11 protein-coding genes are annotated in these 13,983 nt (G+C 67.9%); 5 read left to right on the top strand and 6 right to left on the bottom strand.

Annotated features, from left to right (window positions below; translation table 11 throughout):
* Positions 1-89: 89 nt before the first annotated feature.
* Positions 90-1,592, bottom strand: coding sequence for an aldehyde dehydrogenase (locus ACWEWT_RS05520; protein ID WP_452556465.1), 1,503 nt, complete (start codon positions 1,590-1,592; stop codon positions 90-92).
* Between the two features lie 189 nt (positions 1,593-1,781).
* Between ACWEWT_RS05520 and ACWEWT_RS05515 the strand changes: the two genes are divergently transcribed.
* Positions 1,782-3,578: a helix-turn-helix domain-containing protein gene (locus tag ACWEWT_RS05515; protein ID WP_452556463.1), complete on the top strand. Its 1,797-nt coding sequence runs from the start codon at positions 1,782-1,784 to the stop codon at positions 3,576-3,578.
* 287 nt (positions 3,579-3,865) lie between these two features.
* On the opposite strand, the gene ACWEWT_RS05510 is transcribed toward ACWEWT_RS05515, so the two are convergent.
* A complete protein-coding gene (locus ACWEWT_RS05510; RefSeq protein ID WP_452556461.1) occupies positions 3,866-4,159 on the bottom strand; it encodes an MTH1187 family thiamine-binding protein in 294 nt (97 codons plus the stop codon).
* Between the two features lie 258 nt (positions 4,160-4,417).
* On the opposite strand from ACWEWT_RS05510, the gene ACWEWT_RS05505 reads away from it, so the two are divergent.
* Positions 4,418-4,624, top strand: a complete 207-nt coding sequence (locus ACWEWT_RS05505) for a hypothetical protein (protein ID WP_452556459.1) — start codon at positions 4,418-4,420, stop codon at positions 4,622-4,624.
* A gap of 14 nt (positions 4,625-4,638) precedes the next feature.
* Here the strand turns inward: ACWEWT_RS05505 and ACWEWT_RS05500 are convergent, their stop codons facing one another.
* A complete protein-coding gene (locus ACWEWT_RS05500) occupies positions 4,639-5,502 on the bottom strand; it encodes a LysR family transcriptional regulator (protein ID WP_452556457.1) in 864 nt (287 codons plus the stop codon).
* Positions 5,503-5,563: 61 nt separating this feature from the next.
* Positions 5,564-6,739, bottom strand: coding sequence for an MFS transporter (locus tag ACWEWT_RS05495; protein WP_452556455.1), 1,176 nt, complete (start codon positions 6,737-6,739; stop codon positions 5,564-5,566).
* Between the two features lie 272 nt (positions 6,740-7,011).
* Here ACWEWT_RS05495 and ACWEWT_RS05490 point away from each other — a divergent pair, with 272 nt between their 5' ends.
* Positions 7,012-9,216 (top strand): molybdopterin oxidoreductase family protein, encoded by a 2,205-nt coding sequence (locus ACWEWT_RS05490; RefSeq protein ID WP_452556453.1) that lies wholly within the window; start codon positions 7,012-7,014, stop codon positions 9,214-9,216.
* Positions 9,217-9,756: 540 nt separating this feature from the next.
* Positions 9,757-10,272, top strand: a complete 516-nt coding sequence (locus tag ACWEWT_RS05485; RefSeq protein WP_452556451.1) for an oxygenase MpaB family protein — start codon at positions 9,757-9,759, stop codon at positions 10,270-10,272.
* A gap of 9 nt (positions 10,273-10,281) precedes the next feature.
* On the opposite strand, the gene ACWEWT_RS05480 is transcribed toward ACWEWT_RS05485, so the two are convergent.
* Positions 10,282-10,905: a TetR/AcrR family transcriptional regulator gene (locus ACWEWT_RS05480; RefSeq protein WP_452556449.1), complete on the bottom strand. Its 624-nt coding sequence runs from the start codon at positions 10,903-10,905 to the stop codon at positions 10,282-10,284.
* 222 nt (positions 10,906-11,127) lie between these two features.
* On the opposite strand from ACWEWT_RS05480, the gene ACWEWT_RS05475 reads away from it, so the two are divergent.
* Complete coding sequence (locus tag ACWEWT_RS05475) at positions 11,128-12,084, top strand: oxygenase MpaB family protein (protein ID WP_452556447.1); 957 nt, start codon at positions 11,128-11,130, stop codon at positions 12,082-12,084.
* Positions 12,085-12,178: 94 nt separating this feature from the next.
* Here ACWEWT_RS05475 and gndA read toward each other — a convergent pair whose 3' ends face one another.
* Positions 12,179-13,624, bottom strand: a complete 1,446-nt coding sequence (gndA, locus tag ACWEWT_RS05470; protein ID WP_452556445.1) for an NADP-dependent phosphogluconate dehydrogenase — start codon at positions 13,622-13,624, stop codon at positions 12,179-12,181.
* Positions 13,625-13,983: the final 359 nt, after the last annotated feature.

The raw sequence follows: 13,983 nt of genomic DNA, 5'->3' as shown, positions 1-13,983 counted from the left end.
CCTTCCGCGAAGGTCGCGTGGTCGAAAAGGGGAGGTGGGCGCGCGGCATCGCCCCGGGCGGGCTCGCCGGGGTGGACGCGACGCGAGGGTCAGTTGAGGCGGGTGTTGTCGTCCGGGCTGCCGTACCAGTCGACGTGGTCGTCGGCGATGCGCACGACGACGGTTTTGATCCAGGAGAAGTCGTCGAAGGACTCGGTGCCCGCGTCCTTGCCGGTGCCGGACTCCTTGACCCCGCCCCAGGGCAGCGACGGTTCGAGCCGGTGATGATCGTTGACCCATACCATCCCGGCGACGATCCGGTCCGCGACGCGATGTCCGCGGGCGATATCGCGGGTCCACACGCCGGCACCGAGTCCGTAGCGGTTGTCGTTCGCCATCACGACGGCGTCCTGTTCGCTGTCGAACGGGACGACGACGGCGACGGGACCGAAGATCTCCTCCTGGGACACCGTCATATCGTTGGTGGCGTCGGCGAGAACTGTGGGTTCGAAAAAGAACCCGTCCCGGAGCGGCGCGGGCAGCTCGGGAACGCCGCCGCCCGCCACGAGACGAGCGCCTTCCCGGACACCTGTGCCGACGAGTTCACGGACCCGGTCGCGGTGATGTGCGCTGATGAGCGGACCCAGCTGAGTATCGGATGCGGCGGGATCGCCGATCCGGATGGCGCGGGCCCGCTCGCCGAGAGCGGTGACGAATTCGTCGTAGACCGCGCGCTGGACGAGGAATCGGGATCCGGCGACGCAGGATTGGCCCGCGGCGACGAAGGCCGCGAATGCGGCGCCCTCGGCGGCGACGACCGGGTCGATATCGTCGAAGACGAGGATCGGTGTCTTGCCGCCCAGTTCGGCGGTGACGCGAGCGAATCGGGACGCGGTGGCGACCGCGGCCGACCGGCCGGCTTCGGTGCCGCCGGTGAGGGTTATCTTCGCGACATCGGGGTGGTGGGTGAGCCGCTCGCCGGCCTCGCGGCCGCCGGTGACGACGGTGACGACTCCGTCGGGGAGTCCGGCCTCCCGCAGGATACGGGCCAGTGCGAGGGTGGTGAGCGGGGTGGTCTCGGAGGGCTTGACCACCACGGTGTTGCCGTTGGCCAGGGCGGCGGAGAGGCTGCGCGCGAGAATCAGCATCGGGTGATTGAACGGCGTGATGATGCCGCATACGCCGAGCGGGGCACGGCGCTGATAGGTCAGATACGGTCCGTCGCTGGGCAGGACGGCGTCTCGCTGGGCGACGAGCAACCCGGCGTTGTACCGGAACCATTCGGGTACCCGTGACAACTGGGCACGGGTTTCGGTGACCGGTCGGCCGTTGTTGCGAGTTTCGAGCCGGAACAGGTCGGCGGAGGCGGCCTCGACGGCATCCGCGATCCGCAGCAGCAGCCGGGCGCGTTCGCTGCGTTGCATGGTCGGCCACGGCCCGGACTCGAATGCCGCGCGGGCTGTCCGGACTGCCTCGTCGACGGCGTCGGCGCCCTGTTCGGCGACGATATCGATGACTGCTCCGGTCGACGGATCCAGGATCTCACGCGTGGGGCCGGTGGCTCGGCCCGTGGCGGCCTCGTGCGGGTGCAGGTCGGTCGTGCTGTCGGTCATGGCGCCGAGCCCTTCGTATCGCGTCTCGATGGGGACGCCCGGTGTAGGACCGTGCTCGGGTCGAAGACTTCGGCACAACAACGGGCGCAGATCGAGTATCGAGTCCGGTGTCCGCGACATCAATGTTCTGGACTACATAATCTCTCGAAAGATATGTCCGATGGATACATAGTGTGTCACGCTGGGCCGGTGACCGAACGACAGCAGGGCGGCCATTCCGCCGAATTGGTGACCTGGCTGGACAGCCTGCGCACACTCAGCTCGGCCGCAGTATCCGGTGAGGGCCTGCGGGATGTGCTCGACCTGGTTGCCGCCACGGCCCGCTCGCTGCTCGGGTTCGACTTCTGTGGAGTCCTCACACCTGCCGCTACCGAGGGGAGTTTGCTGATCACCGGCTGGAGCGGGTTGTCCGCCGACTATGTGGCCCGGATCAACGCCGACCGCCCGGTGGGTTTGGACAGCGCGGCACCCTCCACCCGTGCTTTCCGGACGGGACGGCCGGTGGTCATCAGGGACATCACCGCCGAACCCCAATTCGGCCCGTGGGGCGATGTGGCACGTGACCAGGGCTATCGCGCCATGGTGTCCGTGCCGCTCATCGCGGCCGGTCACGTCCTCGGAACTCTCAACGGGTACTACAAGCCCGTTCACACCTTCACCCAGTACGAGACCGAGCGGATGTCGCTGCTCGCGAACCACGCGGCGATCGCCCTCACCTCCGCGCGCAGGCTGGCGGAACTGAGCCGGCTCAACGCGTCCCTGCGCGATCAGCGTGACCTGCTGACCCGCTCGGAACAGATTCACGAGCGCCTACTCGAGGTAACCCTCCGATCCGGCGGGCTGCAGGGCATAGCCGAGGTGCTCGGTGAGCTGATCGCGCGCCCGTTGCTCGTCGAGGACCCCGGCGGAGCTGTGCTCGCGACGGCGGGAGATATCGCGCGACTCCCCGGTCCGCCGTACCGCGCCGAGGCCGATGTGCCCGCGGCCGAATCGGCGAAACCAGTTGCGGTAGCGGATACTCCGGACTCCTACTGGGTTTCGGTGGTACGGCTCGACAGCGAGGTCGTGGCCCGGATCTGGTATCCGGGCGACCGCGGGCCACTCGATCCGCTCGGGGAACGCGCAGTGGAGCACGCGGCGCTGGTCATCTCGCTCGAGCTGTTCCGGATCCGTACCGGAACGGAGGTCGAGCATCGGCTCCGGGGCGAGCTGCTGGCGGAGCTGCTCACCGGCGGCGACGTGCCGCAGGAAACGATGCGGCGGGCGCAGCGGCTCGGCCACGACCTGACCCGACCACACTGCGCGATCGTGGGATCGCTGACAGTCGACGGCAGCGAGGCCGATATCCGCACCTATTCGCGCGCCCTCAACTCGGTGACACAGCTGGCCCGCGGCCATCGTCCGCGACCTCTCGCAGCCATGCACCGCGGAAATATCGTGGTGTTGTGGCCGCACGGCGCCGCGGCGGAATCGGGTGAAGTCGAGGGAGCGGGCCGCCGGATGGCAGAGCGCGTCCGGGCGGCGCTGACGCTGTCACGTGCGGTTACCGCGACTGTCGCCCTCGCGGGCGGCGACCGGGACTCCTGTGCGCAGTCCTACCGGGTCGCCCGGGGCGCGCTGGACGTGGCCGTCCGGTCGGGAAACCTTGGAGCGGTAGTGGAATTGGGTGATCTCGGCCTGGCGGGTCTGCTGCTCCAACTCGACGACCCGGACCAGCTGGCGGCCTATTCCGATCGAGTGCTGGCACCGTTGGTCGGCTACGACCGAAATCACCGGACGCATCTCGTCGATACGCTCGAAGCATTCCTCGGCTGCAAACTGAGCCGGCCCGAAACGGCGGCAGTGCTCCATGTGCACGTGAACACCGTGAAACAGCGTATCCACCGGATCGAGGAGCTCACCCACTGCGATTTCGCGGATCTCGACACTGTTGTGCAGTTCGGCACCGCCCTGACTCTCCGTGATATCGCGAACGCCGGACGCTGAACACACCGCGGCGGCCGGTTGCGGCCCGTCCCACTGTGGATCGGTGAGCTTCTCGACCACCGCGACCGGGCGGCGATCCCGGCTGCCGACTCGACGGTGATCGACGCTCCCGCGGCAGTTATGCCGGTTCGTCGAGGTTTCCATCGAGCTCGCGGTATGTCTTGCGGCTGGAGACGATGCACAGGGGAGCCGGTGGCTGTCCGCTTCGGATGGTATTCACTGCGGGTACCGGGCCGACGATCGCGTGGTGGCACATTCGGTACCTGACCAGCGAGGTCGGTGCTCGCCTACGACGTGAGGTGTCGTTCGACCGATTCGAGCTTGTTGTTCAGAGTGTTGGTGCGGCCCGGTCGGATATCGGCCTTGATGACGATGGAGGCTCGGTTCGAGACCGCCATGACCGCATCGGTGGCTTGTTTGATCACTGCCATGACTTCGTCCCATTCCCCTTCGAGCTCTGTGAAGGATGCCGCAGTCCGAGAAGGGAGGCCGCTGGCGCGGATGACCCGGACAGCAGCGGCGACCTGTTCGCCGACGCTCTCACTATCGCCGATCGGGGTGATCGAAAATGCTGCGAGCACAGGGTTCTCCTTGTCCGACCGGTTTGCGGGCGCCGTCGGAAGTTGTCGCTGTGGCCAGTGCAGTTACACAGTACGCAGGAACTCGCGGCCTTCCGGCATAGTTCAGCCACCGCCGGGTGCTCTTTACTTCAGCCGCTATCGCTCGGACAGCTGAATGGCAGCGATTATATGTGTTGGACGTAGTCCTGGGCCCGGTCGAATACTTTTCGGTATGAAGAGGTATTCGCGCCGAGGGCCACGGCCGGGGCGGTGGGCCCGGTGAGTGCCGGATCATCCGATGACCTTCCGCGGGCGGCGGAGGATTCGGGTGCGGCCGGCTCCGCCGCGGAGATGGCCGGGCTGTTCCGGCGGTTCGGCGTGTATGCGCTGGTGCTGGCCGGGGTCGTCGGGCTGGGCGGTCACGATATCCTCGCGGGATGTGTGGCGCTGGTGGGATTCGGTCTGCTGTTCGCGCGGGTGCGATAGTGGCGGCGGCGCTTTCAGGGCAGTAGATGGGCCAGCAGAGCGCGGGCAGCCGGGTTCGACGGTGTCTGCTCCCGGCCGGCGAGGTGGATCCGGCGCCGGAAGCCGGGATGGTCGAGGTGGGTGAACGGTAGACCGGAACGTTCGGCCACATCGTATGGGAGCAGGGTGACCCCGAGACCGGCCGCGACGAGTTCGATCAGCAGGGGGACATGCGTCGCTTCGCATACCCGGTTCAGCCGGACACCGGCCGCGGCGGTGTGCCGGTCGAGCATCTCCTGGATACCGCTGCGGCTGAACACCAGGAAAGGCTCGTCGTCGAGTTCGGTGAGCGGGATCCGGCGCCGAGTTCCGAGCCGGTGCCCGGCGGGGCAGAGCAGTACGAGATGCTGGGTCCACTGCGTGAAACTGATCAGCCCGTCGGGCAGTGGTCGATCACGGGCGAGGAACGACAGGTCGAGTTCGCCGCTACCGACCGCGGCGGCCAGGGCCGGAACAGTGCCGTCGCGTACGTAGAGGTGGATACCGGGGTATCGCTGCCGGAACCGGCCGAGCAGGTCGGGCAGATCGATGACGGTCAGGGTCTGGATGGTGCCGATGGCCACCCGCCCCCGGGTCAGTTCACCGAGGGCGGCGATCTCGTCGCGTGCCGCGTCGATATCGGCGACGAGTCGCTGGGCTCGCGGCAGAAAGGCTTGTCCGGCCTCGGTGAGTCGCAGCCGGCGGGTGGTCCGTTCGAACAGGGCGGCGCCGAGTTCGGTTTCCAGTTTGCGGATCGACGCGCTCAATGCCGACTGCACGATGTGCACGTCGTGGGCCGCGGCGGTGAAGCTTCCGGCTCGCGCGACCGCGAGGAAATGCTCGACCTGCCTGAACTCCATCGTGTGATCCTAGTGCGCACACCGCGTGCGCCCGACCGGGTTCCGGACGGCCGGCACGAGGTCAGGCCGGTGCGGCGGCCCTCGCGGTTCCGCTGGCCCGGGGGGTAGCGGGGTCGCGCAGGGTGCGGAACATCAGCCAGCTGAGTGCGGGCATAAGGACCAACGGGGCCAATGCGATCTGCAGGGAAGTGGCATCGGCGAGGCGGCCGAGCACCGGACCGGCCAGCCCGCCGATGGAGACCGTCAGCCCGAGCGTGACGCCGCCGGCCGTGCCGACGTGCGCGGGAAGATAGTCCTGGCCGAGGGTCACCTGCAGCGAGAACGGCACGTACAGGCCCACCGCGGTCGCCGCCACGAACAGATAGACACCGGGGCCCGGCATCCACACCACCCCGGCGATCGCGAGAGTGGTCGCCGCATACGACCATTTCGATACGGTCACCCGGTCCCAGCGGGCGGCCAGATGGCCACCGAGTACCGAGCCGGCCACGCCGCCGAGGTAGAACAGGAACAGCGCCACCGTGCCCGTCGCCGCGTTTCCGCCCATCCGCTGGCCGATATAGAGCGAGATGAAGGTGCTCGTACCGACGAACGCGATCGACCGGAACACCACAGCCAGCGACAACCGCGCGAACGACGCGAAATCGTCGCGACCGGCCGGTGTCCACTCGGCGCCCCGGTCGGTCCGGCGCTGCTGTAGGGCGCGCAGTACCGGCACTGTCACCGCCGCTCCGGCCATGGCCGGGACCAGCAGCAGCGGTGTCCAGCTCAGCCCACCGATCGAGACCGTGCCCGCGACCAGTAGCGGCGCCAGCGCGAACCCGATATTGCCGCCCGTGGCGAAGTAGGCCATCGACGTGTGGCTGCCTCGGCTCACCACGCGCGCGATCCGGGCCGCCTCGGGATGGTAAGCGGCCACACCGATCCCGGATATCGCCGCGAACCCCAGGGTGAGCGCGTAGGAACCCGATAGGCCACTGACACCGATACCCGCGCCCGCGACCACCGTGCTCACCGGCAGCAGCCATGGCATCGACCATCGGTCGGTCAACGCGCCGAACACCGGTTGTACCACCGAGGACAGCAGCGACGCGGCGAGCACGATCCCGGAGACCGCCGCGTATGTGTAGGCGCGTTCGGCGACGAAGAACGGCACGAGCGCGGCGACCGAGCCCTGGTGGACATCGACGCAGGCATGACCGGCGGCCAGCAGGAGAACGGAGGTTTTTCGTCGCACGGGCTCCATGCTCACAACCGGCCCTCGTGTCACGCTTCCGATAATCTGACAGTTTGCAACGGAAATCCGCCATCCGTCGTTCGCGCGGACGCGGGAACGAGTTCGCCGGTTCCCGGCGTATTCTCGATCGGCGCCGGAGCCGGGGCCGGCGGTGGCCGGACTCGGCATCCGGCCCGGTGGGCGCCGAGATGGATTCCGGTCCGCAGCGCTTGTTCGCCGCGGATCTCTCGATACACCTTCCGGTCGGTGTATCAAAGAGCCATGATGGTGTCATGGTCGCACCGAACCCTGCCGCACCCGATACCGCCGTCCGGAACCTGCTGCGTACCTGCCCGCTGTGCGAGGCGGCCTGCGGCCTGGAACTGACCGTCGATTCGCGCGATCGGGTGACCGGGGCGCGTGGCGACAAGCTGGATCCGTTCAGCAAAGGCTTCGTGTGCCCGAAGGGCGCCAGCTTCGGACAGCTCGACGGCGATCCCGACCGGCTCACCGAACCCATGGTGCGAGATCGCGCCACCGGGGCGTGGCGGACGGTGGCGTGGGCGGAAGCCTTCGATCTGATCGCGTCGCGGATTCCGGCGATCAAGGCCGAGCACGGTAACCAGTCGGTGGCGCTGTACCTGGGCAACCCCAATGCGCACACCGTGGCCGGGACGCTGTACGCACCGGCGCTGATCCGGGCGCTCGGGTCGAAGAACGTCTTCTCCGCCAGCACCGCCGATCAGATGCCCAAACAGCTCGCGTGCGGGTTGATGTTCGGCGATCCGCTCGCGGTCCCGGTACCCGATCTGGATCGCACCGATTACGTGCTGATGCTCGGCGCCAATCCGCTCGAATCGAACGGTTCGCTGTGTACCGCTCCGGATTTCCCGGGCCGGTTGCAGGCCTTGCGGGCGCGCGGCGGCCGTCTGGTCGTCGTCGATCCGCGTCGCACCCGCACGGCGGCCCGTGCCGACGAGCACCTCTTCGTCCGGCCGGGCACCGATGCCTATCTGCTGTTCGGCATCGTGCACACCCTCTTCGCGGAGGGGCTCACGGAGGTCGATATCGAGGTCACCGGCCTGGACGAGTTGCGTGCGGCCGCTATGGAATTCGATCCGGAGTCGGTCTCCGCGCGGACCGGCGTGCCCGCCGAAACGGTGCGTCGGCTCGCGCGTGAACTCGCGGCGGCCCCGACCGCGGTGGTGTACGCCCGGATCGGGACCTGCACCGCGGAATTCGGCACCGTGACGCAGTGGCTGGTGGACGCCGTCAACGTGCTCACCGGGAATATCGATACCCCGGGCGGTGCCATGTTCGCGACGGCGGCGGTCCGCGGGATCGTACGCACCAAACCCTTCCGGCCGGGCCGCTGGCGCAGCCGGGTCCGCGACCTGCCCGAGGCGATGGGTGAACTGCCGGTGGCGACCCTGATCGACGAGATCACCACACCCGGCGAAGGTCAGGTCCGGGCGCTGATCACGGCGGCCGGTAACCCGGTGCTGTCGGCGCCGGGCGGTGCCCGGCTGGACGCCGCCTTCGCCGGACTGGATTTCATGGTCAGTCTGGATTGCTATCTCAACGAGACCACCCGGCATGCCGATGTGATCCTGCCGCCCCCGCGCCCGGTGCAGTCCCCGCACTACGATTTCGCGCTGCTGCAGTTCGCTGTCCGCGACTACGCCCGGTACTCGCCTCCGTTGGTGCCGCTGGCGGGCCGGCCGTCGGAGGCCGCGGTGTACGTGCGGCTGGCCGCGGCGGTCGGCGGACAGCCGCACAATCCGACCGCGGATTACGATCCGCTCGCCGCGTTCGACGAACTCGTCATCGGTACCACCCTGCGGTCGGCCGGTCTCGAACAGCGGCGACACGAACTGGCGGGCCGGACCAGCACCGAGCAGCGCTTGGACTTGATGTTGCGGCTGGGCCCGTACGGTGAGTGGAACGGCGGAGAGCTGAATCTGCGCACGCTGCTGGACAATCCGCACGGTATCGATCTCGGCGCACTGCGTCCCCGGCTGTCCGAGGTGCTGCGCACCGAATCGGGGAAGGTGGATCTGGCCCCGGCGCCGCTACTCGCCGATCTCGCTCGGCTGCGGGCCGGCTCGGCCGCGGTACCGGCGGAAATGGTTCTGATCGGACGCCGCCATCTGCGCTCCAACAACAGCTGGATGCACAATGCGCCCCGGCTGGTGGGCGGGACGAATCGTTGCACACTGCAGATCCATCCCGACGATATCGCCCGCCTCGGACTGGGGGAGCGGGCGCTGGTGAAATCCGCCGTCGGTTCGCTGACGGTTCCGGTGGAGGCCACCGATTCGATCATGCCCGGGGTGGTGAGCCTGCCGCACGGGTGGGGGCACGCCACCAGCTCCCAGCAGGTGGCGCGGCAGAACGCGGGTGTCAATGTCAATGTGCTGACCGACGATTCGGTGCTGGACGTTCCGTCGGGTAACGCCGTGTTCAACGGCGTGCCGGTATCGGTGACCCCTGCCTGACGGGTTCCATCGCCTCCGGTGGACCGATAGTCCACCACACGGGAGTCTCCGGAACCGGTCCATCGATCGGCAACGATTGATAGTCTGTTGATTGATCCACTATCACTGTGGGTTTCGGTTCGCCGATGCGGTCCGCCCCGACGACGCGGCGGACCGCCCGCGCCAGGAGTCGCCATGTCCCAGGATCGCGTTGCCGCGGCCGGTGGACCCGCCGCGGCCGCCGTCGGCTTCCGGCCTTTCGAGGTGTGGTCCGGCTCGGAGCTCGCACCTCGATGATCACTCCGGCGGACAACGCGCGCCCGCGCATCCCGGTACCCGAAACCCTGCCCCGGACAGCGCTCTTCGCGGCGGCTTCGGCGCTGTCCGCCGATGGGATATCGGTACCGATCGGTGTGCGCACGCATCGGTGTCACCACGACCACCGCCCGCGTCGTGATATCGAATCGGGCCGCGGTGCCGGACGGTCGCCGATGCGAGTGGTTCGCGGCCGGCGGCCGGTCCGGCGCCCGTACCATCCCGATCCGCGCCGGGATCCGCTGAATGTTCCATCACCCTCTGTTCAGGAGAAAGTATGACAACCGCATCCGCGTCCGAAACCCCGCGAGATTCGACGACTATTACGAGCGCATCGTCACCGAGGTGCTCTCGGCCGACGACGAGGTGCGCGAACAGTACCGTCAGTTGCGCACCGGTGATCTGGACCAGTTCCGCGCCATGGGATTTCCCGCGGGGCGTATCGCCGGGTTCCTCGGTTATCCGATGATCCGGTTCAACTACCTGTCCATCGTCGGGCTGCTCGACCCCCGACTGCGCGCGATGATCGGCGCGCACTGGTCCGAGGCGGACCAGCGAGCACTGGAACGCATCTATTCGGTCCGGTTCGCCTACCGGGTGCTGCCGGACCGGCTCACCTACTTTCCGATCGCCTATCATGCCCGCAAACATCATCAGCAGATCCAGAAGATGAAACAGCGGGAGCTGAAATCGGCGGCCTACCGGGTGCGGCCGCGGCAGGAGACGCCGCGCGAACCGATCACCCTCGTTCCCGGCGGCTGAGTCGCGGGGTCAGCCGATGCCGGGATGGGGATACATGAGCGGCGCCAGATAGCGGCGGGCGAATGCCCGGGCGGCGTCGGTATCGCCGAGCGGCAGTACCCCGCGCGGGTTGGAGATGAAGGAGACGGTGAGCCGGACGAAGAGTTCGGCCACCACCTCGGGATCGAAACTGCCGAGTTCGCCACGGTCCTGCCAGTACGTGAGGAATTGCGCGACCAGTCCCCGCCCCTGCTGGATCACATCGTCGTCGCCGAGGAAGTCGGTGAGCTGCCCGGCCGCCCCCGACAGTCGCAGGCTTCGGGTCAGGAGTTCGGGTGCGGTGGCCTCACCGACGAACGCGGCGAACATATCGGCGAGCGCCCCGACCGGGCCCGCCGACCGGTGCATCGCGTCGGCCACGATCGTCGCCAGCCGCTGCGACTCGGCCATGAGCGCGTACCGGACGATGGCCGATTTGGTACCGAAGCGGCGGTAGACGGTCGCCACGCCGACGCCCGCGAACTCGGCGATCCGCACCATGGTGGTCTCCTCGAAACCGTGCGCGGCGAAGCATTCGCGGGCGGCGTCGACGATGATGCGTGATTTCGCGTCCAGCTGCTGCAGTTCACTCCACTGCGCAGCTGTCGTTTCCATTCCGCTCAGCCTACCGGCTCGGTAGCGGGACCGGTGCGGTGCCGCCGGGCTCGTCGACCGGCTGTGGTGGAGACCGGGGTCCACCCGAGCCGAGTGAGTGCGGCGGACACCGAACCGTGGGGACGGCCCGCGCCGAGCCGTGGTCTCCGGACACACCGAATGATAGAATCAGGGTGTTCAATCTATCACTTTCCGTACCGATTTCCCGCCCGAGGTGACGAGATGGCGACCCACGCTACGGAGCGCACCGCCGAAGAGTCGACCGACCCCCGAGTCCGGCCCGAGGTCCTGCGCGAATTCCGCAAACATTCCGGCAGCGTCCTGGCCGGTGCCTTCGCCGGCGCCGCTTTCGACCAGGTGGCGCTGGTCCCGGTCGCCGCCGCGGTGGACCGGACCGGCCGGTTCGAGCAGAACTTCGCCGATCGCGGGGTGCGCAGCGGCGTTTCCGCGATGATCGCGCTGTGGGGTGATTCCGACGACCGCCGGGCCGAGGCGGAATGGCTGAAGCTCCGGCACCGTGATGTGCGCGGATCCGGTAGCGCGGCATTCGGTGAGGTGAAATACAGTGCGCTGAACCCGTTCGCCTGGAAATGGATCGCGGTCAGCGGCATCTTCGTGGTGCTCGACACCTTCACCTATTGCACCGGTACCGAACTGCGGCCGGACGAGGAGGAGGCTGCCTACCAGCAGCTGCGTGCGGCCTTCGCCGATCTCGAATTGCCCAGTGCCGCTGGAAAACTACCCGTAGATCTGGCCGAGGCGCGCGCCTACTACGACCGGATGGCGACCGAGGAACTGGCGGAGAACCCGTTCCTGGTCCAGAAATTCGCCGATCTGACCAAATTGCCGCTGCCGACCCTGGGCCTACCGCCGCTGCTGCGCCGTGCGCTGACACCCATGTGGCTGGTGGTGCGTCCGGTCGCGGGGCATGTGATCCAGGTGTGCTCCGCCAAGGCCATGCATCCGGCCGTGCAGCGGCTCACCGGATTCGAACTCGCGCCGCGCCACGACCGGGAATTCGCGCTGTACGTGTGGTTGCTGCAGCTGGCCTGGCGGACACTGCCCGATCGACTGCTGATGCAGCCGCTGGCCTACAACCGCTTCCAGTACGAGAAACTCGTGGCCGCCTGCCGCAGTTACGGTCTCGAATCCTTCGCGGTGCCCGCCGACCGGCGGTGAGGCATTATCCGATCACCCCGAGAGGACTTCGTGACAACTGCGGTCAAGAGGAGGTTGCCCGCCGGGCCGGGCGCCCGGCCCGGCGGATCCGCGTTCAGTCGGCCGCGACCTCGGACCGGTCCGCGCTCCACAGGGTGTGGAACTTGCCCTCGGCATCGATCCGCTCGTAGGTGTGCGCGCCGAAGAAATCGCGCTGTGCCTGGGTGAGCGCGGCCGGGAGCCGGTCGGCCCGCAGCGCGTCGTAGTAGGACAGCGAGGAGGAGAACGCTGGAACCGGAATACCCAGCAGGGTGGCGGTCGCGACCACCCGCCGCCAGCTGTCGATCGCGGTTTCGATCGCGTCCCGGAAATAGGGCGCGAGGATCAGGCTGGGCAGCGCCGGATCGGTCTCGTAGGCCTCTTTGATCCGGTTCAGGAAGCGGGCACGGATGATGCAGCCCCCGCGCCAGATGGTGGCCAGATCGCCCGGGGTCAGATCCCAGTCGTATTCGGCGCTACCGGCCGCGATCTGATCGAAACCCTGGGCGTAGGCGACGACCTTGGACGCGTACAGCGCCTGCCGGATGTCCTCGGTGAACTGTACGATATCGGTGGGTTTGGCGGCCAGTTCGCCGGCGGCCAGACCCTGCGCGGCGGCGCGCTGCCCACGGGATCCCGACAGGGCCCGCGCGAAAACCGCCTCCGCGATGCCGGTGACCGGAACACCGAGGTCGAGTGCGGATTTCACGGTCCAGCGACCGGTGCCCTTCTGCTCGGCCGCATCCACGACCACATCGACCAGGGGCTTACCCGTTTTCGCGTCGACCTGGTTCAGTACCTCGGCGGTGATCTCCACCAGGTAGCTCTCCAGGTCGCCGGAATTCCACTGGGTGAAGATATCGGCGATCTGCTTCGGATCCAGGTCCAGCGCCGCCCGGAAGAGGTGGTAGGCCTCGCCGATCAACTGCATATCGGCGTATTCGATACCGTTGTGCACCATCTTCACGAAATGACCGGACCCGTCCGGGCCGATATGGGTGCAGCACGGCGTGCCGTCCACCTGGGCGGCGATCGACTCCAGCAGGGGACCCAGTGATTCGTAGGATTCCGCCGGCCCGCCCGGCATGATCGACGGCCCGTTGAGCGCGCCCTCTTCGCCACCGGAGATACCGGCACCGACGAAGTTTAGCCCGCGGGCACGCAGGGCGGCCTCGCGCCGGATGGTGTCGGTGTAGAGGGCGTTGCCGCCGTCGATGATGATATCGCCGGTCTCCATCGCGTCGGCGAGTTCGGAGATCACCGCGTCGGTGGCATCCCCGGCCTTCACCATGATGAGCACTCGGCGGGGTTTCTCCAGCGCGGCGATGAATTCGGCGACGGTTTCGGTGCGGACGAAATCACCGTCGTCGCCGTGTGCGGCGAGCAAGGCGTCGGTCTTGGCGACGCTGCGGTTGTGCAGTGCGACGGTGTATCCGTGCTTGGCGAAGTTGCGGGCGATATTGCTGCCCATCACGGCCAGGCCGGTGACCCCGATCTGTGCACGGGCTGTGGAGGACGCCATGAACCAGCTCTTTCGCTCGACTGTATCCAACATTTCGGCGGGTTCCACCGGGGCCCGCGACGATCGTGGAGATCATCCGCGAGTCCGGCGACTACCCTGTCTTCTTTCTACCGGGTGGCCTGTCGCGTGCGTGCGCGGACCCGCCGACAACCGTGCGCACGTGGCCGGCACGACACGGGGAGCGGTGGGAGCGCCACGCCGACGGGCGGCGGTTCCGGTGGTGTCGTATGCCGGTATCGAACGTATCCCGGGTCTGCCGCCCGAGCTGCCGATTTCCCCGGTGGCCGGCGAGTCGTGCTGGCGCACAACGGAACTTCGGCACATTCGGTGGCGGCGCTCCGGCTTCCGAATGGGTACAC

Source organism: Nocardia sp. NPDC003963 (genome assembly GCF_053605105.1).
This window is presented reverse-complemented; position numbering and strand designations above follow the sequence as displayed.